Below are 24,132 nucleotides of genomic sequence, written 5' to 3'. Positions count from 1 at the left end.
AAAAACTCTCTGATTAAGGAGGTTATAGTAAATTGCTGAAATATTCGAAGATATTACTATTAATCATGATGATTTTGCCGTGGTTTACTATTCCATTAATGGATAGAAGAACATTTAAACGATTTTTACCCGCAAGTATTTTTATCTCACTCGTCGTGAGATTAGAAAGTTATCTTGCTGAAAGTAGGAGGTGGTGGTGGATTTATGAAAAGCTTCACCCTAGATTGAGAGGGGAAACACCGGTTTTGTGGGGACCATTTATTGTTGGCTCATTGTGGATACTAAGATTTACATATGGAAAATTCTATCTATATATGTTGCTTAACCTCATAATTGATGCTTTCTTTTCTTATCCATTACTTAACTTTTTTCAGAAATTGGGATTTGGTTCATTAGTTCGGTTATCAAGGGTGAAATTATTGCTTATCTTTATGTTTAAAGCAGTGCTATTGTATGGATTTCAGTTTGTAAAGGAAGAATATTTTGTAAAGAAAGACGAAGCCGAAGTGAGTAACAACAAGTCAAGTGAAGTTTAAATAGATCGATTTCGTCATAATGTCCAATAGTACACGAATTACTCCAATAGAGCTGATATCAGCTCTATTTTTCAATTCATAACATTAACACATCCTACTTCACATGAACTACAATGAAAGATACATGTTTACAAATAAATAATAAACACTAAGGTATAACCATTGTGAAAAGGAGTGCGTACATGAGTGACTTACTAGAAGAATATTATATGTTAGCCATTGACCGGACAAAGTCAAAGGTTTTAGAGGATATAGATCGATATTTTGAAGGAAAAGATAATGTACCAACTTATGAACAATATGTAAGAGAAAGAGGAGAATATATTGATCAGATATGGCTAAATTCATGGTTAAATGCTGCCACAAGCCATGCCTCAAACACAGTAAAAAGACAATATCTGTTGGAGAAGGACTATGATCTGGAAGGAGTTAGTAAAAAGCTGGTCAATCAAATGTTTCGTAGTGAAATACGAAATGTAACTCCTTTCCATGTGTTGGACTGGCTTGACGAAATGTTTTTGGGCAAAGAAGATGTATGGAGTGAAAAATATAACAAATCAATGGAATTATTCGAGGCTCGAGTTAAGATGCAGGAACATCGTGAGAAGACGCGAAAGCTCATGCAGAAATTTGAGTTTTACATGGAAGAATTACTTGGGGACCATTATGAAGATCTCTATTTATATATTCGATATTTAATCGGATCACATCTTGCAATTGAAGTCGAACAACAGGGTGTTGTCCTTCCTACGGATGAAATGACTTTTTCTGATTATTTATATGATGAAGCCCATTTTGCATATAACAGATATCAATATGAAGAAGATATGACTGAGATGTATGAAAGATTAATATCTGGATATTTATTTGATTTTGGTCCTAATTGGATTAAGGATCGACTTTCTTCCCATCTTTTTGATGAATATCTTGAAACATTTCATGAAAAATTGCCAGATAACTTTATAAAAGAAATTGCATATGATTTATTTTTGGACTTATCTAATGAGTTTTTTGCTGACCTGCTTGAGGAATTTGTCACAGATTTAATAAAACTAATAGATACACCGTTCGATCTTGAAACACATAAAAAGATTTATGAAACAGATATTTCCGAAAGAGAGCGGAAAATAGTTGCTGAGCTTGAGGAAATCAAGCGTCGTAAAGAAGAGGAAGCCCGAATGGTAGAGGATGTTTTCGGACGAGAATATAATCCTCCGGGAGGACGGAATATAGAATATGTTTTGCATATTGGGGAAACGAATACAGGAAAAACATTTCATGCCATTCAACGTATGAAAGAAGCTGGCAGTGGTATTTACTTAGCTCCACTTCGATTGCTTGCCCTGGAGATTTATGAAAAGTTAAATCAGGAAGGTGTCCCTTGCTCATTAAAAACAGGTGAAGAAGAAAAGCTTGTAGCAGGTGCTAATCATATTGCTTGTACAGTTGAAATGTTTTATGAGAAAGACTTTCATGAAGTTGTTGTCATTGATGAATCTCAAATGATTGCAGATAAAGATAGAGGATTTTCCTGGTATAAAGCCATAACGAAAGCAAATGCAAAAGAAGTTCATATTATTTGCAGCTTTAATGCAAGACAGATGATCCTGCAGCTTTTGGGGGATTCGAATATTACGATCCATGAATATATTAGAGAGGTTCCTTTAGAGGTAGAACCGCAGCTGTTCCGATTAAATCAAACCCGAAAAGGTGATGCTCTTGTTTGTTTCTCAAGAAAAAGAGTTCTTGAAACTGCTGCAGAGCTACAAAGAACTGGTCGTAAAGTGAGCATGATTTATGGGAGTATGCCGCCTGAAACAAGAAAGAAACAGATGGAACGATTTATTAGTGGTGAAGCAACTGTTATAGTAGCAACTGATGCGATCGGAATGGGGTTGAATTTACCGATAAGAAGAATTGTTTTCTTAGAAAACGACAAATTTGATGGAACAAGAAGAAGATGGTTAACATCACAAGAAGTCAAACAAATCGCAGGCAGGGCTGGTCGAAGAGGACTTTATAACATTGGGAAGGTAGCATTTGTACACAATCCCAAGTCAATGGCAAGACTGCTTGACCAAGAGGATGAACCACTTCAAGGTTTTGCCATTGCTCCGACAACAGGAGTGCTTGAGCGATTTCAAAAATATTCTCGTAAACTAGGGTTGTTTTTTTATTTATGGGAACAGTTTAAAAGCCCTAAAGGTACAAAAAAAGCCTCACTGGCAGAGGAAAAGCTTTTGTATGAAATGATTGAAGATACAATGATTGAAGCAAAACTCTCGATGGCTGATTTATACGGCTTTTTGCATCTGCCTTTTTCAACGAATGAACCAACTTTACGAAATCAGTGGAAGCAAAAGCTTGAGGCTATTGTTGAGGGGGAAGAACTACCTGATCCGCTGATTAAGGAAGCAGGACTTGAAGAACTTGAATTATCATATAAATCGGTTGGTCTCCATTTATTATTTTTATATAAATTAGGCAGAAATACCGAAGCCCATTATTGGGAAAGAATGCGGGAAGAAATTAGTGACAAAATCCATGAACAGTTAAAATCAGGTGTGCAAATAACACGGAAAGCTTGCAAGGTATGCGGAAAAACACTAGCTAATAAATTTAAATTTGATGTTTGCAATGAGTGTCATTTTGAGAGACAGAAAAGAAAGGAAAAAAGGAAGGTGAGGCAAAACCAGTCCTAAATATGAAAAAGCTCACCGAAAGATTTACCGGTGAGCTTATAGTCATTTATTTAATTTCAACTTTTCCACTTGAGACATCTATCTTTACATCATGCTTTCCTGAGCCTGAAATACCATAAATATTATTTTTATCTTTTTGAAGATCTTTTAAAGTAAGATTAGATGTAATAATACCGCTGCCTGCTTCTCCTCGGAGAGTAAAATCCGCATCTGATGGCAACTCTACCGTGCCAAATCCAGAATTTAATTTGATCTCAAGAGAATCGGTTACCTTTTCCATTTGTAAGTCTATCTTACCAGAAGATAAATCAGCCATAACCTTTCCGGTATGATCCGTAATTGTCAGGTTTCCGGAGCTCATATCAAACTTACTTTCTTCAGTTGTCAAAGAAGAAATAGAGACATTACCTGATGAACCATCAAGTATAAAGTTTTTAATAGATAATTGATTTAATTTTACATTTCCGGAGCTCATATCAACTAATAAATCATCAAGGGTCATTGATTCGCCGTCAAATACGATGCTTCCTGATCCACTATCAATTAATAGTTCCTGATTAAAATCATCTGGGATATATATGGTGATTTCTCTTTTATTAAAGAATGAAAATGCGTTAAACCAACGTTTTGTTTCAGATTCAACTAGAATTGTATCCCCGTTTTTTTCGACATTTACTTTTCCATTTCCTTTTATTTCAGCACGGACTTCATCTGTATTTTCCGGAATAATTGTTGTACTTGCACCTGAAACATGTAGTTCAATTTTCTCCGTATTGCCGGTGACTTCAGCAGAAGATTTATTTTCTCCAAATACAAACCATGTAGTATTTGTCTTGATAATTAATAACAAGCCACCAATAAAAAATAAAAGTAAAAACAGTTTTTTCATCATAAACCCTTCCTTCTTCGTCGCATATAGCGTTCATTTAACTTACTTTTATCTTATAGAAAAAGAATGATCGCGACAATGAACTCAAGCTTTATTTTATCTAAGGCTTGAGACTTACGAGAGAAGACAGAAGATAAGGACAGTTTAGAAAAACTGTCCTTATGCTTATATTGTGCTACTTTTTTATTTTATTAACATCTTTTATATATTCTTCTTCAGAGATTTCTGTTCCATAAGCTAAATTTGCATTCAGTATAGAATTCCTTTTGCTTTTATAGGTTGTATGTTCATCTCGATTTTGTACCATAAGATGAATAACTATTTCTGCTCCGGTGATGATAATAGCAGAAATAATACTTCCCCATGCAATTTGAAGATAGTTCTCAAATAAAATACTTCCAAAAATCCATACACTTAAGTAACTAAGAAAAAAATCCGCAACCGCAGCAGCCCTTCTTCCTAGATGTGGTAATATGACTAATTCACCTACAGCATATGAGGCAAAAGTAACAAATAGGCTAAACGATAAAATATCGACAAAATTTGCAGCGAAAAAAAGATCCAGTCCTATTCCAAAAGCAATCAAACAGGTGATGAATTTTATGAAAAGTAAAATTGGTTGATTCATGTTTTTATCCCTCCTTAACCATTAGTTTTCATCAAATAACACTTGGTCATACAATGGAAAATGAAAATTAAGAGAGGTTTTTCGAAAACGGTTTCTATAATTACTGTAAACATTACTTTCGATTTACTAAATAAATGAATTAGATGAGTATTTAGTTGGAATATAATGAAATTAAAGTGTTTTTGACGAAAGATGACGAAAATAAAATGGATGAATTTCTAAAAAAAGTATTGTAAGCGCTTTTAAAATTTGGTAACCTCGAATTATCAAGTAAATATTTAGTGAAATAAAAAAACGACAAACAAAGTTTATTTACTAAATTAAGTGTAGTGAGGTAATTGTTTATGGCGACGATCAAAGACATTGCAACACTTGCGAATGTATCTAGTTCAACAGTATCGAGGGTATTGAACAATGACCCTACCCTTACCGTACTTGATACGACTAGGGATCGGATTTTAAAAATTTCAAAGGAACTTGGCTACACTGCATTAAAAATAAGAAAAACTGAAAAACAAAGAGTGAAGAGAGCTGCTCATCAGAAAATCGGCATCTTCATGTCTTGTACAGATGAAGAAATTGTTGATGGTATTGACGATCCTTATTTTGCTTCCATTAGAAGGGCTATTGAAAATGAATGCATGTTACGAGGACTTTTCCTAACAAGATTGATGAGAGTAAGCGATATTCAGCAAGCATCCCTAAATAATGAACTAGATGGATTGATTGTTCTTTCAGGTATGGATCTTTTGCAGTTAAATAAAATAAAAAATCAAGTAGAGCATATTGTTTTTGTGAATTATTCGTTAAACGAAAATGACTTTGATTCCATTGTAGTAGACTTCAAAAATGCAACCTGTGAGGCAGTGAATCATTTAGTGAAATTGGGATATAAAAAAATTGGGTTCCTTGGTGGACAAGAACGAGAATCCATGACAGGAAAAAAACAGGTAATTAAGGGCGTACGTCAAGAAACCTTTGAAAATTCACTTAAAGAACAAGGGTTATTTCGAAAGGAATATGTGTTTTTAGGTGAGTATTCAATGAAGCAAGGATATGAGTTGATGAAAACTGCTTTACAATTGCATGATCTTCCAGAAGCATTCTTTGTTGCAAGTGACTCTATGGCAATGGGAGCTATACGAGCTATATGTGAAGAAAATCTCCGCATACCTGAAGATATCGCAATTGTCAGTTTGAATGATGTTGAATTTGCAAAGTTTGCAAGTCCTCCATTAACATCAGTAAAAATTTATACAGAACAAATGGGAAAGCTTGGAGTTCAACTGCTGTTAGATCGCTTTGAAGGCAGGGATATTCCTATAAAAGCAATTGTTCCAACTAGACTAATCATCCGTGAAAGTTGTGGATGGAAGCAAAGAGTAAAGAGATCTACTTTATAAATATGAGAATATTAGATATTGCTTAGAATTGCTAGATTCATATATTCTCGTTTTGCTAAAAAAGAAAACGTTTGTTCAAAAAATGTTAAATTTCTAAAAAATGAATCATACATTTGGTAAATCTGAACTCAAAATTCAGATTTACTGCAAGTATATTCATTAATAATTTGCAGGTGTGTATATGAAAGCGTTTGCTTAACGTCTTTGCGCTGGATGTGAGGATGATACATGTTGAAGACGTACTTGTTGATTTTAAGGAGGTGATGTTCTACATAGACATGTTTACCAGTTGATTAATAGTGCTTTCAATCAGCATAACAAAAGGATTTCATTCACTAAGAAAATGGGGGTAAATGTAATGAAAAAGAAGCTAGCATTTTTATTGTTTGCCGTTTTACTTATCATGATTCCTGCTTTACAAGCCTGTAGCAATTCAAGTTCAGGTTCATCAGATTCTGGTGCTTCGGGAAGTTCCGGATCTGGTGAGAAGATTAATTTAACATTTTCCGCATGGGGGAATCCGGCTGAAATAAAAGTATACCAACGAGCAGTGGATGGATTTAATAAAGAGAATCCGGATATACAGGTGAAACTTGTTCCGATTCCTAGTGATGGTTATATCCAAAAGCTTCAAACGCAACTTCAAGGCAGCCAGGCTCCTGACGTATTCTATGTAGGTGATGGAGACATATCTAAACTTGTGGAAACAGGAAAGCTCGCTCCTTTAAGTGAATTCATGAATAGCTCTGAAAGCTATGCTAAACCTGATGAGTTTGCAGAAGGACTATGGGGTGCTGCAAAAAAAGATGATGAGATCTATGGTATAACAGTGGATTGTAACCCTATGTTACTTTACTACAATAAAAAGTTATTAGCTGAACTGGGGATTAAATCTCCACAGGAATATTTTGATGCTGGTGAATGGAACTTTGCTGCAATGGAAGAAGTGACAGATCAATTACGTGATGGTGGTAAGTATGGCTTTATTGTAGATAACTCATGGAATACCCTTTTCAGCTGGATTTGGGCAAATGGAGGAGATGTTTATAATAAAGAGACTGGAGATTTCATTTTAGACCAAAATGATAAAGGAATTGAGGCAATGAAATTCCTTGAGAAAATGGTGAAGGATGAGAACTTTACTTATTCCGGTTCATTGCCTAAGGGTCAGGGAGCTGAGGCAATGTTTATGTCAGGTCAAGTAGGAATGGTAAGTGCCGGTAGATGGTTTACTCCATTATTTCATGAAAATAAAGCATTAGAGTGGGATTACATTTCTTGGCCTTCAAATACTGAAAATAAAACAGAACCAGTTGCTATCCCTACAGCATATATGGCTGTAAACAATGACTCAAAGAATAAAGAAGCAGCTCAAAAATTTGCATCCTATTACACTTCTACATTAGGACAAGAAGCTCGTTTAGCTGGAATTGGAAATGCCATTCCATCAATTGGTGGAATTGATGAAATTGTAACAGAATCAAATGTTCCTGAACATGTTGATTATATCATTCAAGCGCGTGAACAAGGTTATGCAAACGCTATCCAATCAACAATCCCAGGATTGGATAAAGAGGCTAATGACATCATGGACTTGTTGTATCTTGGAAAAGACGATGCTGAGACAACAATTGAAAAATACGCAGAAAAAGCAAAAGCAATGATCGCTGAGCACAAAGGTGAGTAACTAATTCAGAAAAGGGCGGGGATAGGTGTTATGTGCTTTTCCTATCTCCTCCTTACATTTTAGCAGAAGAAGGTGAAAACATTGAATAGACGTCAGCAAAATCTGTGGGGTTTTATCTTTCTAACTCCTCAATTAATTGGTTTACTTGCATTCTCATTAATTCCAGTTCTTTTTACATTTTCCTTAAGCTTTATGAAATGGGATGGATTCGGAACAAAAGAGTTTATTGGTCTAGCAAACTATACGGATCAATTTACAAATCCTGATTTCTGGAAAGCACTTATGAACACAGCTTATTACACAGTGTTGGTTATACCTGTTCAAATCGCTATTTCCCTTGTGGTAGCAATAGCACTTAATAAGATTAAAGGAAAAAACTTTTATCGTTTATTTTTCTTCATGCCTGTGGTCACTAGTTCTGTATCAATCGGTGTCATTTGGATGTGGATTTTAAACGGTGACTTCGGAATCTTAAACCAAGTTCTTGCAAATGTTGGTATTGATGGTCCGATGTGGTTAACAGATACAAAATGGGTTATGCCATCTATTGCAATGCTAAGTATTTGGTGGGGCTTAGGGTACAATATGGTTATCTTTTTAGCAGGTCTGCAGGGAATTTCACGCTCATATTATGAAGCAGCTGATATTGACGGTGCGTCAAACTGGCAGAAGTTCCGTCATATTACTTTGCCTTTATTATCTCCAACAACTTTCTTTATTACAATCATGGCAATCATTTCATCCTTTCAGGTTTTTGACCAAGCCTATGTCATGACGAGTGGAGGACCGGCAAAATCAAGCTATACATTCGTGTATCACATTTACGAAGCGGCATTTGTTGATTTTGATATGGGAGTAAGCTCTGCTGCTGCAATGATTTTATTCGTCATTATCTTAATGTTTACACTATTCCAGTTCAAGATGTCAAAGAGGTGGGTTCATTATGAAGATCAATGATGTTCAAACGAAAACGGTACCTAATCAAAATGTATCATTAAGTATTGGGAAACGAATAAAGCCAACAAAAGTTTTACTCCATGTTGTATTAATTATTGGCGCATTTTTGATGGTTGCTCCATTTTTATGGACAGTTAGTAGTTCCTTGAAGGATATGTCACAGATTTTTCTTATACCTCCAAAATGGTTGCCGGATCCAGTAACATTTCAAAACTATCCTAACTCTCTTACAGCAATGCCTTTTGATGTCGCGTACTTTAATAGTTTTTATATTACCTTCATTGTGGTTGTATTAAACTTATTAACATGTTCAATGGCCGCCTATGCTTTTGCGAAGATTCGATTCCGCGGCTCAAACCTTTTATTCATCTTGTTTTTAGCAACCATGATGATTCCGAAGCAAGTAACAATGGTCCCTCTTTATATCATCATGGATAACCTGGGATGGATCGATACTCACTTATCACTAATTATACCGTCCGGCTTGTTTAATGCATTCGGTGTGTTTTTATTAAGGCAATTTATTAAAGGAATTCCAAATGAATTAGAAGAAGCAGCAGTCATTGATGGGGCGAACCCCCTTAGAATTTACTGGAGTGTGATCCTGCCGTTAATTCGACCGGCTTTAGCGGCATTTGGTATCTTTGCTTTCATGGGAATTTGGAATGGTTTCTTAGAGCCTCTCATTTATTTATCATCACCTGAGAAATTTACTGTTCCTTTACTATTAAATACATTTAAGGGTCTTTACTTCACAGATTGGTCACTGATGATGGCAGGAACAACCATTTCCGTCATACCAGTAATCCTTGTATACATCTTTGCTCAAAGACAAATTATTGAAGGTATTGCATTAACAGGTTCAAAGAGCTAACTAGTTGTATTGAATGGAATATTTATATTGAAGAAGGGATGAGGAAGAATGTCAAAAATTACTTTTATAGGTGCAGGAAGTACAGTATTTGCTAAAAATGTATTAGGAGATTGTATGTTTGTTCCTACTTTAGCCGGATTTGAATTTGCATTGTTTGATATTGATGAACAGCGTTTAAGAGATTCGGAGAATATGCTTAATAACTTAAAACAAAATTACAAGAGTAATGTTACGATCAAATCATATACTGATCGAAAGGAAGCGTTAAGAGGGGCAAAGTATGTGATTAATGCGATTCAGGTAGGCGGGTATAAGCCGAGTACGGTCATTGATTTTGAGATACCTAAGAAATATGGGTTACGCCAAACAATTGCAGATACGATAGGAATTGGAGGTATTTTTAGATCATTACGGACGATACCTGTTATGTTGGATTTTGCAAAAGATATGGAAGAAGTTTGCCCTGATGCCTTATTTTTAAATTATACAAATCCTATGGCAGCGTTAACAGGTGCAATGCTTCGCTTTACAAATATTAAAACAGTAGGTTTGTGCCACAGCGTACAAATATGTACCGAGCATCTATTCAAAGATTTAGGGATGGATCATGAAGGAATTGAAGAAAAAATTGCAGGTATAAATCACATGGCATGGCTTCTTGAAGTGAAGCGTGATGGCAAGGATCTATATCCGGAAATTAAGCGCCGTGCAAAAGAAAGACAGAAAACAAAACATCATGATATGGTCCGTTATGAGTTGATGGATAAATTCGGATACTATGTGACGGAATCTTCTGAGCATAATGCGGAATATCACCCTTACTTTATTAAACGTAACTATCCGGAGTTGATTGACCGATTCAATATTCCATTAGATGAATATCCTCGTCGTTGTGTTGAACAAATCGAAAGATGGGAAACGATGCGAGAAGATATGGTAAACAATAGCCAGCTTTCTCATGCACGTTCACATGAATATGGCTCTCGTATACTAGAAGCAATGGAAACGAACATTCCCTTTAAGTTTGGTGGCAATGTCCTAAATACCGGCCGTCTTATCAGCAACTTGCCTGAAAATGCATGTGTTGAAGTACCTTGTGTGGTTGATCGAAGTGGTATTATGCCAACCTATGTAGGAGATCTGCCAGAGCAATTAGCAGCACTTAACAGAACAAATATTAATACACAGCTGTTAACAATTGAAGCAGCGATGACAGGAAAACGAGAAGCGGTTTACCAGGCTGCCCTCCTTGATCCGCATACTGCTGCAGAACTTTCAATGGATGATATTATTGCAATGTGTGATGACTTAATTGAAGCACATGGAGATTGGTTGCCGCAGTTTGCGAATCAGAAGGCAATAGTAAAATAAAGAAAAAGCGACTAATTCTATTTAGAATAGAAGTTGGTCGCTTTTTTGGCATAACAAATTGTATTGAAACTTTCTATTCAGTAGTTTCGTATAATATAAAGAGAGGAGGGGAATTGATGGGAGATCCATATTATTCTGGTGATGTCTTATTTCAAATTGTTCCAATATTCATTGGTATTATTTTTATTATTGTGTTTGGAAGTATTCTGTTTACAGTGTTTAAGGGAATTGGTCAATGGAAGAAAAATGAGCAATCACCACGCTTATCTGTTCCTGCGGAAGTAAAGACTAAGCGTACACATGTAAGGAGAGTTGGTCAAGATGGTCATTCAAGTACTTCATATTTTGTAACATTTGAGTTTTCCAGTGGTGATCGTTCAGAATTAAAAATGTCAGGCAAGGAATTTGGATATCTTGTTGAAGGCGATGTTGGAATCTTGACTTTTCAAGGTACCAGATTTTTAGAGTTTGAACGAAAACAACAAGTAGAAGATGAAACTTTATAGAAGGAGTTGGATTTATGATCAAAGTAGAAAGTATTCATCATGTTAGTCTATCTGTAACAGATTTACAAAAAGCTAAACACTTTTATGGGACACTTTTAGGATTTAACGAATTAAAGAGGCCACCTTTTGATTTTCCGGGGACATGGTATCAAATTGGAGATCAACAGTTGCATTTAATTGTACATAATAATTCCACAACAATTCGCAATACTGATGAAATTGACTCAAGAGATGGACATTTTGCTATAAGAGTAAAAGATTATAAGGAAACTTTACATTACTTAAAAAAAGTTGGTATAGAAATAAAGGAAAATCCTAATAGTACAAGCGGATTTGCACAAATATTTTGCATGGATCCCGATCACAATTTAATTGAATTTAATGTTGATCAAGAAACACTGGAAGATCGTAAACTTTTATAAAGAAAATTGATATAAAAAGAGCTAGTTATATGTCCTCTATTTTATTCGTGCCAATCTACTTATTCTATTAAAATAGGTATGAGTCATTTCTATCAAAAATAAAAATTTCCAATATTTCCATTTTAATTGTATCCGGAATTTAGTATATATAAAGTAGGTCAGTTTTTAATTTCACTAAATGAGGAGGAAAAAAATGGCTCAAACACCACAAGTTAAATTAGTTCCTTTTACAATCAATTCAATTGTGGATCAAACAAATGAAACTCCGAAGGGCGTTAGTTTAATTCAGGCTCCTGAGATTTGGGAGGAGAGCAACCAAGGAGAAGGTATTGTAGTAGCTGTCATTGATACTGGTGTTGATACAGACCATCCCGATCTTAAGAATCAAATTATTGGTGGAAGAAATTTTACAACTGATTTTAATGCCGATCCAGACATGTTTGAAGATAATAATGGTCATGGTACACATGTTTCTGGTACAATTGCTGCTTCTTTAAATAATGATGGTGTTGTAGGAGTAGCACCAAAGGCGAAAATATTAAGTTTAAAAGTGTTATCTGGTGAAGGATCGGGTAATTATGAATGGATTATAAATGCAATTAACTATGCTGTCGATTGGCGGGGACCTCAAAATCAACGAGTTCGGGTAATTTCTATGTCACTTGGTGGTCCTGAAGATGTTCCTGAGCTTCATAAAGCGGTAAAAAATGCGGTAGATCACGGTATATCTGTCGTAGTTGCAGCAGGAAATGAAGGGGACGACAGAGAAGATACATTTGAGTATTCTTATCCCGGAAGTTATAACGAGGTTATTCAGGTAGGTGCAGTGACTCATAATTTAGAGCTTGCACCATTTACAAATACAAATTCAGAAGTAGATTTAGTGGCACCTGGTGTGGATGTCGTGTCAACATTCCCGGATAATAAATACGCATCTCTATCCGGCACTTCAATGGCTACCCCACATGTAGCAGGAGCAATCGCTTTACTTATAAATTTAAGTGAAAGAGAGTTTAATCGATCACTAATCGAATCAGAAATATATGCCCAGCTCGTTAGAAGAACGTTGCCATTAGGCTACAGAAAAAGCTCAGAAGGCAATGGTTTTATTGTCCTTAACTTAGTAGATAAAATTTATGAAATCATTAATGTAGCACGATTGAATATACCTTTACAACAAAAGTAAATGGTTTTACATCAATTAGCCCGCATAGTAGAGCCTTATGAAACTCTAAAGTGTGGGCTTTTTTTATTAGGCTATTTTCACATAGTGTCTGGAGCGCAATGAAACGAACTAAATATTACCTTTAACTCTTAATAAAAAAACAAAGTTTGCGATATTGCTTTTAATGTTAAGGGAGGGAAAATCATGGACCAGGTAAATCATAAATTATTGTATCAAGAAGTAGATTTAGACGAACTTTTAGTAGAAGTAAAGCATAATAAAATTAGAATTAATAATAAAGAAGAAGAGTATTACGATAAAGAAGAAGATCAAAAAATAATCAATCAATACTATCGGGATATCTCATTCCTTACCACAGATAAAAAAGAATTGTTTTTGCAATTAAGTGAATTAATTACTAAAACACATGAAATCCATCTTCCATACAATTCAACAACTAGAAATTATCTATACTCCTGGGTAGATTTACAAATGGATGGCACGTTAAGGAGCATCTATTCCGGAAAAAATAAGGACCCTGAGCAGCTTATAAAAGAAGACTTTGAGACTGAGTTGAGTAGAGAGATGGCCTATAGAAAGCTAAAGAAAATGACATTAGGACATGAAGTTGTCATACAGGACATGATCAAGGTCATAGAAAAGGAAAATATGTATAATTGTGAGCACGTTGTCCCACAATCTTGGTTTGATAAAGATAATCCTATGAGAGGGGATTTACACCATTTATTTACATGTGAAAAAACATGCAACTCGTTAAGATCTAATTATCCTTATCATGATTTTACTGACTATTCTCCTGAATTTTCGTTAAAAGGAATTGCATCAGAATGTGGGAAATATGAAGAACAAAAGTTTGAACCTGAAAGTGGAAAAGGGGAAGTAGCAAGAGCAACATTGTATTTTTTATTGAGATATCCAAATGAAATTAATCATTATGACCAAAGAGATATTAAATTGCTTTTAAAATGGCATAATGAGTTTACGGTAACAACATATGAAAAGCATCGAAACAAAGCTGTATTTGAAAAGCAAAAGAATAGAAACCCATTAATAGACTTACCTCAAATTGCTGAAAAAATTGATTTTTCGGTAGGGTTAAAATAAACAATAATGTAATGCAAATTTGATAATAATTTTATGCAAATAACCTTGTGCAATTATTTTTCTTTCCATGCACAAGGTTATTTTAATGTTTAAAAATATTTATCATTCTATCTAAAATTCATAATTAAGTAATAGGACCTCCCACTCAACTTACTTATGGCGAAAAAATAATAACGATAAGTAATTGTACTTAGTTTATTCAGTAGATAAAGTAAATGAAGATATGATAAAGTATTTAAGTAGTATTTTACTATTTTTATTATATGGCTGTTTTTGCAAAATTTGTTGTATATAAAAGTTATTTTAACTCTATAGTGGAATGGAGCGGAAGACACTCGACTCCTGCGGGAAGTAGAGGAAAGGCTGAGACCCCACAGGCGAAGCCGAGGAGGCTCAGCTTCCTCCCCGCGGAAAGCGAGTGTCTGGAGAGCAATGGAACGAACTAATTTTCACCTTTACATTACAACAAAACATGCAAAAACAGTTTATTTCATTAATTGCTTGGGGATGGGCTTGAATGTGGATTAAATTAGGTAGATACAATACATTACGTAATCAAATATTACTAGTTTTTATTACAGTGATGACAATTGTTTTGTGTTTTGTTGGTATCATGACGTATTTTATTGTTTCAACATTATTACAAGACAATGCTGAAAAACAAATTCAGCAGACTGCAGTCGAAGCTAACGGAAGGATGGAATCTCTGCACCAGCAAATTGATTTATTAACAAGACAAGTTGCAACAAATTCAACCATACAACAGATGCTTCAAGATGAATCACAGGGGAAACTGGCTTCTTTTCACCAAAGACAAGCATTAGTCCGGCTTAGTAATGAATATCTAACCTATACAAATGGTATTAATAATTTAGAAATTTACTCATCTGATAATCGAAAGTTAATCCCTCTTGATGGTGAAACATTAAATAAGCGGATAAGTCAGAGATGGATTTCAGAAGCTGACAGGGCCGAAGGAAAATTGGTCTGGATAGGACAAGATCCCAATGAACCGTATTATTACCTTGCAATAAGAAGAGTTAGCTTAATCGATCGATGGTTTTCAAATGGTGGGTATATCGTATTACAAATTAATCCTAATTATTTTGAATTCAGTGAAACCCGTCTAAACAATGAATATATGATTCTGGTGGATCAAAATAATAAGCAAATTTCTAGTAATTACAATGGAGATATTTCACCGATTATTAAGGAAAAAGAAAAAACACTAACATTAAATGGAAGCGATTTCATGTTAGTGAAACAAACATCTTCTATAACAGGATGGACACTGTATATTCTAACACCAGTTAATGAGGTCATGGGCGGTATTACTGTATTGCGGGCAGCTATTCTTCTATCAGGTGTTTTCGGGTTTTTAATTTTCTCCTTTTTTGCGGTGTTTTTATCTACTATGATTACGAAGCCGATTTTTCGATTAACAAAAACAATGAAGAAAGCAAGTGAGGGAGAACTTACGTTGAATCCGCAGATTTCTTCGACAATTGAAATTAATAGACTTAATGAATCGTATAATCAGCTTGTCGAAAATACGAATGAACTAATTCAAGTCGTTTATGAAAAAGAAATATTAAAAAGTCATGCAGAATTAAAAGCTTTGCAATCCCAAATAAATCCCCATTTTCTTTTCAACACATTGGATGCAATGTACTGGTCTTTGGATGAAAAAGGTGAAGATGAATTGGCGGAAACGGTATTAGCTATGTCGGAATTATTTCGTTATACCATCAGTAACCAAAAACAAGATGAATGGGTAACCATTAATCAGGAGTTAGAGCATGTTGAATTGTATATGCAGCTCATGAAAATGAGATTTGGAGAGCGATTTACCTGGCAGGTAAGTATACCTTCAGAATTGGAAACTGTTCCTATTCCTAAGTTGCTCATTCAGCCGATTGTAGAGAATGCTATTTTACATGGAGTTGGCAATAAAGTTGGAAGTGGCTTTGTACATGTCATTGTGGAATTATCTTCTCATCCAGGTTATATCATGATTTCAGTCCTTGATACAGGTCCTGGTATGGAGATTGACACCATAAAGAAAATTAAAGGCTTGCTGGACAAAGGGAAGGTATCATCATTAAAGGGGAATGGTATGGCACTTAGTAATGTGAATAAACGGTTAAATCTTTACTATAAACAGCATGAATTAAATGGAATTAACATTTCAAGCAAACCAAACGAAGGAACATGTGTGTCGTTTCAAATTCCGATAAATAGAGGTGGGGCATATGCTGAAAAAAACAATTTTAATCGTGGATGATGAGCCTAAAACAAGGCAAGGATTGAAGAAAACTCTTGAAGATTGGGCAAATGGACAGTTTGAAATTATCAGCACAGATGGAGCATCTGCAGCAATAGATATTTTAAAACAAAAAGAAATCCATATTTTAATTACAGATATTTCAATGCCTGAAATGAATGGAATAGAAATGCTCAAAAGACTTCAAGTACAAAAGCATTACCCTGTTGTAATTATTATCTCTGCATACTCAGAATTTGATTACGCACAAGAAGCTATTCAATTAGGTGTGCTAAATTACTTATTAAAGCCTCTTAGTAAAAAGAAATTAATAGAAGCCGTTGAAAAAGCTGTTGAAGTTCAAAAGAAACGTGAAAGAGAAGGAAAACTGACAAGGATTATTGATGAGAGGTTAGTTGATGTAAAGGTAGAGGAAAAGGCGGAAGATTCCCATATTCAGAGAGCGATGAATTATGTTGATCAACATCTTAATGAGCAACTAACACTAAAAGAAGTGGCAGCATTTGTTCACCTGAATTCCAGTTATTTTAGCGTGCTTTTTAAGGATCAAACAAAAATGACTTTTAGCGAATATGTAACGAGAAGCCGTCTGCAGAAAGCAAAAAACCTTTTAATAGAGTCAAATTTGCCTGTATCAGAGATTGCAGAAGCGGTTGGATATAATACCGCTAAATACTTTATTAAAATTTTTAAGGAATACGAGGGACAAACCCCAAGTAAATATCGAAAAACGGCAATGATGAAGGATTTCTAAAATAAGTGGAATTTTCCCCAACCATCGTTACCTTATTCTTCAGAAAAAACGTTGCTATAATTACGTTGTAAGCGCATAACAAAGGAATGATAAAAAGTAAGAGGGGGAAAGATTCATGTTAAAAAAGAAAGCGATATCAATATTTTTTGTCCTTACAATGATTGTAGGGCTCGCATTAACAGGTTGTTCAAGCTCCAGCTCAGGAGAGTCAAGTGAAGGAAGCTCTGGTGGAGATGATGTTACAGTAAAACTCATGCACCTTTGGCCTTCGGGAAGCTCGAAACAACATAATATGATTGTCAATGACATTGCAGCCGAATATGAAAAAGCAAATCCAGGGGTTAAAATTGAGCAAGAAATTTTAAGTAATGAGCAATACAAGGAAAAACTAAAAGTACTGTCAGCATCAAATGAGTTACCAGATGTCGGAATGACATGGGCAGCAGGGTTCTTAGATCCATACGTAAAGGGAAATAAATTTGCACCACTTGATGATATTTTAGAAGGTGGTCTAAAAGATTCTTTTATCGCAGGAACAACTGAAGCTTATGCTGTAGATGGAAAAACATATGGTTTACCACTTGAATTAAACATTTCACCTGTGTATTACAATAAGAAAATCTTTGAAAAATACAATCTAGAAGTACCTGAAACTTACGAAGACTTTAAAAAGATTGTAAAGACCCTTGCAGACAATGGTGTGACGCCAATTACATTAGGAAACAAAGATCGTTGGACTGGGTCTTTATGGTATATGTATTTAGCTGACCGTCTTGGTGGTCCTGAAACTTTAACAAATGCTATCAATCGTTCTGGAACTTTTGAAGATCCAGCTCTAGTTAAAGCTGCGGAAGAAATTCAAAATTTAGTTGGTATGGATGCATTTGTAAAGGGTTTCAACGGGTTATCCAATGATGAAGCAAAAGGTCCGTTTATGAATGAACAAGCAGCTATGTACTTAATGGGTTCTTGGGAATTACCAAACTACACTACAAATGAAGATGTTCCACAGGAATTCAGAGATTCAGTTGGATTCTTTAAATTCCCAACTGTTGAAGGTGGAAAAGGTGATATTAACAGCTTTGTTGGGGGTCCTGGAGTAGGTTTGTTCGTTTCTGAAGATTCAGAAGTGAAAGAAGAAGCGAAAAAATTCGTGGAATTCTTTGTGCAAAAATGGGGTGAGCGTTCAGTAACAGATGCTGGTGTTATCCCTGCAACAAAAGTTGACACAGCTTCAGTTGATTTACCACAAATGTATATTGATGTATTAGATGAGCTAAGCAATGCAAGTAATATTACATTATACGCCGATGTTCAAATGAGTGCATCTGTTGCAGAAGAGCACTTAAATATGATTCAAGCATTATTTGGTGGAGAAGTAAAACCGGAAGAATTTGCGAAAGCGCATGAAGAAGCTCTTGCTAGTGAAGAGTAAGCTAACGGTTTTTAGAAGCATGTGAAGTGAAAAAGGACATATCAATATTGATCGATATGTCCTTTTTTATACCCATATAGCCTCAATATAGTAATCTCTCCGCAAAACAAAACTTCAAATTTCATTTTTTTGAAATATAAATGACGGGGATGTAAGCCCTAAAAGATTTGATCATACCAACCTTTAAAAAGAAAGGTGAGAAAACAATGGATAAAGTGATGTCCAATAAATTAGTTATTGCACTATATGTTTTACCTGCACTACTACTCATTTTGGTATTAATTTATGTGCCAATCGCTTTAACGGGTTACTATGGATTAATGAAATGGGATGGAATAGGAGAGATGACCTTCATCGGTCTTGAAAATTATATTAAATTATTATCAGATGGAGAGTTCTGGACTAGTGCGTATCATTCTTTTTTACTAGCGTTATTTTCAGCTTTAAGTTTAGTAGGCTATCTAATCATTTCATTAGTACTTGCCGGAAAGATTAAAGGAGCTAATTTTTTAAGGAAAATATATCTCATTCCAATGCTGCTTTCTTCAGTTGCCATAGCTCAGCTTTGGTTAAAGGTCTATCATCCTTCAAACGGATTGGTGAACAGTTTACTTATGTCATTGGGTATAGATAACCCGCCTGCATGGCTTGCAGAACCTAAGTATGTGCTGGGAGCTATTTTTGTTCCGATTATTTGGCAATATGCAGGGTTTTATATCTTAATCTATTATGCAGCTTTAAAGAACATACCTGAGTCTCTCATTGAAGCAGCAAGAATTGATGGAGCAAATGCTTTTCAAATTGCTTATAAAATTAAAGTTCCGCTTATTGCAGGTGTCATTAAGGTAACAATTGTGTTAGCGATTGTTGGTTCACTTAAATATTTTGACCTTATCTATGTTATGACTGGTGGGGGACCTAATGGTTCAAGTGAGGTTATGGCATCCTATATGTACCAAAAGGCATTTGGGACATATGACTTCGGCTACGGTAGCGCAGTTGGCTTCTTCTTACTACTAATCTGTTTAGTCGTAACATGGATTATTCGAAAACTAACAGCCACTGGCGAAGAAATTCAGTATTAAGAAAGGAGCGGGATCCACATGAGCATAGAAGTGAAACAACAAACACACTCAAATGTTACTGCCACTACCAAAAAGTCAGAAAGTTTGATAGGAAAGCGAATTGGATATGGACTGCTATATCTTGTTCTTGCAGTTATTGCTGTCTTTCAAGTATATCCACTTATTTGGTTATTCTTCTTCTCGTTAAAAGATAATCAAGAGGTTTTTAGCAACTCTCCATTTGCTCTCCCAACAAATCCAAAATGGGAGAATTACACAACCGTTTGGACAGAGGGGAATATTAGTTTATATTTCTTTAATAGTGTTTGGATAACCGTATTAGCGGTTGTTTTAACAGTACTTTTAGCGAGCTTCGTTACGTTCGCGATTACGAGAATGAAATGGAAGTTAAATAAATTAGTATTAGGTTTATTTATGGTAGGGTTGATGATTCCTGTTCATTCAACATTAATTCCGCTTTTTGATTTTTTCTTGAAGCTTAATTTAATTGATCATCCATTGTCAGTTGTTTTATCATATGTAGCTTTTAACCTGCCAATTACAATCATGATTTTAATGGGCTTTTATTACACATTACCACGTGAGGTAGAAGAGGCAGCTGTTATTGACGGTTGTTCCATTCATCGTATTTTCTTTCAAATAACATTACCGATGACAGCTCCTGTTTTATCGACTACTGTCATTATCAATATGATATATAACTGGAATGAGTTTATTTTTATCAACACATTCATTAGTTCTGATAAATATAAAACATTAACTGTCGGAATTCAAAACTTTATCGGGCAATACATGACAGAGTGGGGTGCAATCGGTGCAACACTAATGATCAGTATTATTCCAATTTTAATTGCCTTCTTCTTCTTTAGTAATCGAATTGTAGAAGGAATTGCTGCTGGTTCTGTGAAAGGATAATTCTTATCTTTAATAACTAAGAAAGCAGGGATTTTATGCCAAAAAATCAGTTTTTTAATGCTCATCATTCACCAATTGGGTCTTTTTCCAGCTTTACATTAGGTTTTCCAGGCAGTGGGGGTGGACTTGACGTTGAATTGGGACGTTCTCCAAGAAAAAGTGTATTTATCGGTGTCGAGTCAAAAGAAAAAGAGGGATTGTATGATGCACTGCCATTTTTCGACGCTGGAGACGATGAGAGTAAGCGTTATGATATTGAAAACCCAGATCCGGAGCAAAATAAACCTAAAATCATATTCCCATTTCCTACAAATGAAGTAACTCGTGATTTTAAGCTTGGAACAGATACTTGGAAAGCGGGAGATATTACATTTACGGTGTATTCTCAGGCAGAATCTGTACCAGATCCACAAAAAGCTAAAGATGAAGAGATAAAATTAACAATTGTACCTGCTGTTATTGCTGAGCTAACAATCGATAATACAAAAGGAACAAAAACAAGACGTGCCTTTTTTGGTTATGAAGGAAATGACCCATATAGTTCGATGCGACGATTGGATGATACATGTGAAGGAATTTCAGGGGTAGGTCAAGGTCGAATAACTAGCATTGTGTCTGCAAGTCCTGATGTAAGGTCAGCCATGCATTTCAGTATGGAAAATATATTAACAACACCATTTGAGGAAAACTGGACATTTGGATTAGGGCCAATTGCGGCACTGATTATGGACGTACCAGCAGGGACCAGCCGTACATATCAATTCGCTATTTGTTTTCACCGTTCTGGATATGTGACAGCAGGTCTCGATGCTTCATATTATTATACAAAATATTTTTCAAACATTGAGTCCGTCGCAGCATATGCTTTAGAAAATACAGCTGCTATTATTGAACGTGCTGAGAAAGCAAACACTTTAGTAGATAATGCCACACATTTATCAGAAGATCAGAAGTTTATGATGGCTCATTCCATCCGCAGTTATTATGGATGTACACAATTTCTTGAAACGGAGGGTCAGCCTTTTTGGATTGTAAATGAAGGTGAATACCGCATGATGAATACCTTTGATTTAACAGTCGACCAACTGTTTTTTGAAATGAAAATGAACCCATGGACAGTAAAAAACGAGTTGGATATGTTTGTGAAGCGATTTAGTTATGAAGACAATGTTCGTTTTCCAAATGATGAAACAGAGTATCCGGGCGGCATAAGCTTTACACATGACATGGGCGTAGCTAATACAATCTCTCGTCCTCATTTTTCTTCCTATGAATTATATGGATTAGATGGATGTTTCTCACATATGACACATGAACAACTTGTGAATTGGATCTTATGTGCAGCAGTGTATGTAGAACAAACAAAAGATACAAAATGGCTAGAGGAAAATATGGAGATTATTACCAAGTGTTTTGAAAGTTTACTAAATCGTGACCACCCGGTTCCAGAAGAACGTAACGGGATGATGGGGCTTGATTCTACACGTGTGATGGGTGGAGCTGAAATAACAACATACGACAGTTTAGACGTATCGCTAGGTCAGGCGAGAAACAACATTTATATGGCAGGGAAATGCTGGGCATCATATGTTGCGTTAGAAAAAATCTTTGCTGAAAATGGAAAAGCTGACCTTGCAAGACAATCAGGTGAGCAGGCAAAGAAATGTGCAGCAACTCTCGTTGGTTATGTAACAGAAGAAGGATATATCCCGGCTGTTGTGGGTGAAAACAATGATTCTAAAATTATCCCAGCTATCGAAGGGTTAATCTTCCCTTATTTTACTAACTGTGAAGATGCACTTGATCCAAATGGGCGCTTTGGACCTTATATTCGAGCTCTTGAGAAACATCTAAAAACTGTTTTAGTGGAAGGTGTATGCTTATTTGAAGACGGTGGGTGGAAAATCTCATCAACTAGTAATAACTCTTGGTTAAGTAAAATCTATCTAAGTCAATTTATTGCTCGGAAACTACTAGGCTGGGAATGGGATGAAGCAGGAGCGAAGGCTGATGCTGCCCATGTTGAATGGTTAACACATCCCACCTTGTCTGTTTGGAGCTGGAGTGATCAAATTATATCCGGTCAAATATCCGGGAGTAAGTATTATCCTAGGGGAGTAACAAGTATATTATGGCTTGATGAACAAGAAAAAAACCTTAAGTTGGGTAAAAAAGAAGCGATATTTAGTGGTTCTTAATTGAATGAATAAACGATAAAAAGCTGACCGGGATATGGTCAGCTTTTTGTGTTGGGAACTTGTATGGTGAATATTTAAACTTTTTAAAAATTAATCTAGTAATAATAATGTAAGGGTTTTCGAAATAAGGTAAACTGATAGAATAAATGATTATTTTATAAATCGAGGGGATGATGATCATGCTTAACGTAGGGATAATTGGTACAGGCTGGTTTAGCGGGGTTCATGCAAAGATATTGAATAAAATGGATGGAGTACAAATTAAGGCAATTTGTGGAACAAGTCAGGATAAAGCAGATAAATTTGCTAAAGATTTCAATGATGTAAAGGGATATAGCTCTGTTGTTAATATGCTTGATAGTGAAATACTTGATGCCGTTTATATTTGTGTTCCGCCATTTGCTCATGGAGAAATTGAATTAGAATTACTAAATAGAAAGATTCCATTTTTAGTAGAGAAACCACTAGGGGTTGATCTGGATCTACCTGCAGACATCCTGTCCAAGCTCCAAGATCAAACTCTTATTACATCTGTAGGGTATCACTTCAGGTACCGTGATTCGATTGCTTTACTAAAAAAAGAGCTGAATAGCAGTACACTTGGAATGGTGACAGGTGGTTGGATGGGGTCTATGCCTTTAGTACCTTGGTGGCGTAACCAAAGTACGTCAGGAGGTCAATTTATTGAACAGACAACTCATTTAGTTGATTTATTACGCTATACTGTCGGCGAAGTTGATGAAGTTTATTCTTCATTCGGAAAAAGGTCTCTTTCTGAGCAATATGAGAATGTCTCTGTACATGATGTTGGTACTGTTACACTAAAGTTTCAAAATGGAGTAATTGCCAACCTTTCTAATACATGTATTTTACCAGAAGGAGATTCAAGTGTCGGGTTAGACTATTACACAAATGAAGGGCTGTTTCATGTCGGCTTTGATGGGATGAATTCTTCAAAAAAAGGAACAACATCTTCTTTTAAAGATGAAGCGAATCCTTATGAAAAAGAAAACAATGCTTTTATACACGCAGTCAAAACAGGTGATCGTTCAATGATTCTTTCAGACTATCATGATGCATATAAAACACATGCAGTGACTGTAGCGGCATTGCATTCTGCTGAAAAAGGGAAGCCTATTCAATTAAGTGAGTATTTAAACAATGGAAAGATAGTCAGAACTTGAAATAGTACCTCA

At 35.4% G+C, this 24,132-nt stretch carries 20 protein-coding genes; 18 read left to right on the top strand and 2 right to left on the bottom strand.

What is annotated here, in order from left to right:
- The first annotated feature begins 32 nt into the window (after positions 1 to 32).
- Together BK577_RS20740 and BK577_RS20735 are read left to right on the top strand one after the other, a co-directional pair.
- Positions 33 to 536: a hypothetical protein gene (locus BK577_RS20740; RefSeq protein ID WP_078434704.1), complete on the top strand. Its 504-nt coding sequence runs from the start codon at positions 33 to 35 to the stop codon at positions 534 to 536.
- Positions 537 to 718: 182 nt separating this feature from the next.
- Positions 719 to 3,238 carry a DEAD/DEAH box helicase gene (locus BK577_RS20735; protein WP_078434703.1) on the top strand — a complete coding sequence of 840 codons (2,520 nt, stop codon included), beginning with the start codon at positions 719 to 721 and terminating at the stop codon, positions 3,236 to 3,238.
- Positions 3,239 to 3,284: 46 nt separating this feature from the next.
- Here BK577_RS20735 and BK577_RS20730 read toward each other — a convergent pair whose 3' ends face one another.
- Positions 3,285 to 4,127, bottom strand: coding sequence for a DUF4097 family beta strand repeat-containing protein (locus tag BK577_RS20730; RefSeq protein WP_169908425.1), 843 nt, complete (start codon positions 4,125 to 4,127; stop codon positions 3,285 to 3,287).
- Positions 4,128 to 4,302: 175 nt separating this feature from the next.
- Complete coding sequence (locus tag BK577_RS20725) at positions 4,303 to 4,755, bottom strand: YndM family protein (protein ID WP_078434701.1); 453 nt, start codon at positions 4,753 to 4,755, stop codon at positions 4,303 to 4,305.
- A 344-nt stretch (positions 4,756 to 5,099) separates the two neighbouring features.
- On the opposite strand from BK577_RS20725, the gene BK577_RS20720 reads away from it, so the two are divergent.
- The 16 genes from BK577_RS20720 to BK577_RS20645 all read left to right on the top strand — a co-directional run bounded on the left by BK577_RS20720 (position 5,100) and on the right by BK577_RS20645 (position 24,120).
- Complete coding sequence (locus tag BK577_RS20720; protein ID WP_078434700.1) at positions 5,100 to 6,158, top strand: LacI family DNA-binding transcriptional regulator; 1,059 nt, start codon at positions 5,100 to 5,102, stop codon at positions 6,156 to 6,158.
- A gap of 358 nt (positions 6,159 to 6,516) precedes the next feature.
- Positions 6,517 to 7,845, top strand: coding sequence for an ABC transporter substrate-binding protein (locus tag BK577_RS20715; RefSeq protein WP_078434699.1), 1,329 nt, complete (start codon positions 6,517 to 6,519; stop codon positions 7,843 to 7,845).
- Positions 7,846 to 7,926: 81 nt separating this feature from the next.
- Positions 7,927 to 8,802 carry a carbohydrate ABC transporter permease gene (locus tag BK577_RS20710; RefSeq protein ID WP_078434698.1) on the top strand — a complete coding sequence of 292 codons (876 nt, stop codon included), beginning with the start codon at positions 7,927 to 7,929 and terminating at the stop codon, positions 8,800 to 8,802.
- A complete protein-coding gene (locus BK577_RS20705) occupies positions 8,789 to 9,676 on the top strand; it encodes a carbohydrate ABC transporter permease (protein ID WP_078434697.1) in 888 nt (295 codons plus the stop codon). The genes BK577_RS20710 and BK577_RS20705 overlap by 14 nt, the downstream gene beginning before the upstream one ends.
- 48 nt (positions 9,677 to 9,724) lie before the next feature.
- Entirely contained in the window at positions 9,725 to 11,047 is a 1,323-nt protein-coding gene (gene melA, locus BK577_RS20700) for an alpha-glucosidase/alpha-galactosidase (RefSeq protein WP_078434696.1), read from the top strand.
- Positions 11,048 to 11,163: 116 nt separating this feature from the next.
- Positions 11,164 to 11,553 (top strand): DUF2500 domain-containing protein, encoded by a 390-nt coding sequence (locus tag BK577_RS20695; protein ID WP_078434695.1) that lies wholly within the window; start codon positions 11,164 to 11,166, stop codon positions 11,551 to 11,553.
- A 14-nt stretch (positions 11,554 to 11,567) separates the two neighbouring features.
- Complete coding sequence (locus tag BK577_RS20690; RefSeq protein WP_078434694.1) at positions 11,568 to 11,975, top strand: VOC family protein; 408 nt, start codon at positions 11,568 to 11,570, stop codon at positions 11,973 to 11,975.
- Between the two features lie 193 nt (positions 11,976 to 12,168).
- Positions 12,169 to 13,161 (top strand): S8 family peptidase, encoded by a 993-nt coding sequence (locus BK577_RS20685; protein WP_078434693.1) that lies wholly within the window; start codon positions 12,169 to 12,171, stop codon positions 13,159 to 13,161.
- Between the two features lie 183 nt (positions 13,162 to 13,344).
- Positions 13,345 to 14,265 (top strand): endonuclease I family protein, encoded by a 921-nt coding sequence (locus BK577_RS20680; protein WP_078434692.1) that lies wholly within the window; start codon positions 13,345 to 13,347, stop codon positions 14,263 to 14,265.
- 517 nt (positions 14,266 to 14,782) lie between these two features.
- The gene (locus BK577_RS20675; RefSeq protein WP_078434691.1) at positions 14,783 to 16,549 is read left to right on the top strand and encodes a sensor histidine kinase; all 1,767 of its coding nucleotides are present in this window, start codon (positions 14,783 to 14,785) and stop codon (positions 16,547 to 16,549) included.
- Complete coding sequence (locus BK577_RS20670) at positions 16,518 to 17,303, top strand: response regulator transcription factor (protein ID WP_078434690.1); 786 nt, start codon at positions 16,518 to 16,520, stop codon at positions 17,301 to 17,303. Before BK577_RS20675 ends, BK577_RS20670 begins: the two co-directional genes overlap by 32 nt.
- Positions 17,304 to 17,418: 115 nt before the next feature.
- Positions 17,419 to 18,738, top strand: coding sequence for an extracellular solute-binding protein (locus BK577_RS20665; protein WP_078434689.1), 1,320 nt, complete (start codon positions 17,419 to 17,421; stop codon positions 18,736 to 18,738).
- Positions 18,739 to 18,944: 206 nt separating this feature from the next.
- Complete coding sequence (locus BK577_RS20660) at positions 18,945 to 19,823, top strand: carbohydrate ABC transporter permease (RefSeq protein ID WP_078434688.1); 879 nt, start codon at positions 18,945 to 18,947, stop codon at positions 19,821 to 19,823.
- Positions 19,824 to 19,841: 18 nt separating this feature from the next.
- The gene (locus BK577_RS20655) at positions 19,842 to 20,738 is read left to right on the top strand and encodes a carbohydrate ABC transporter permease (protein ID WP_078434687.1); all 897 of its coding nucleotides are present in this window, start codon (positions 19,842 to 19,844) and stop codon (positions 20,736 to 20,738) included.
- A gap of 35 nt (positions 20,739 to 20,773) precedes the next feature.
- On the top strand, positions 20,774 to 22,936 hold the full coding sequence (locus BK577_RS20650) for a glycoside hydrolase family 52 protein (RefSeq protein WP_078434686.1): 2,163 nt from the start codon (positions 20,774 to 20,776) through the stop codon (positions 22,934 to 22,936).
- A gap of 179 nt (positions 22,937 to 23,115) precedes the next feature.
- Positions 23,116 to 24,120, top strand: a complete 1,005-nt coding sequence (locus BK577_RS20645; RefSeq protein WP_342743316.1) for a Gfo/Idh/MocA family protein — start codon at positions 23,116 to 23,118, stop codon at positions 24,118 to 24,120.
- The last annotated feature ends 12 nt before the right edge of the window (positions 24,121 to 24,132 follow it).

This window comes from Metabacillus halosaccharovorans (assembly GCF_002019635.1).
GTDB classification, from domain to species: domain Bacteria; phylum Bacillota; class Bacilli; order Bacillales; family Bacillaceae; genus Metabacillus; species Metabacillus halosaccharovorans.
This window is presented reverse-complemented; position numbering and strand designations above follow the sequence as displayed.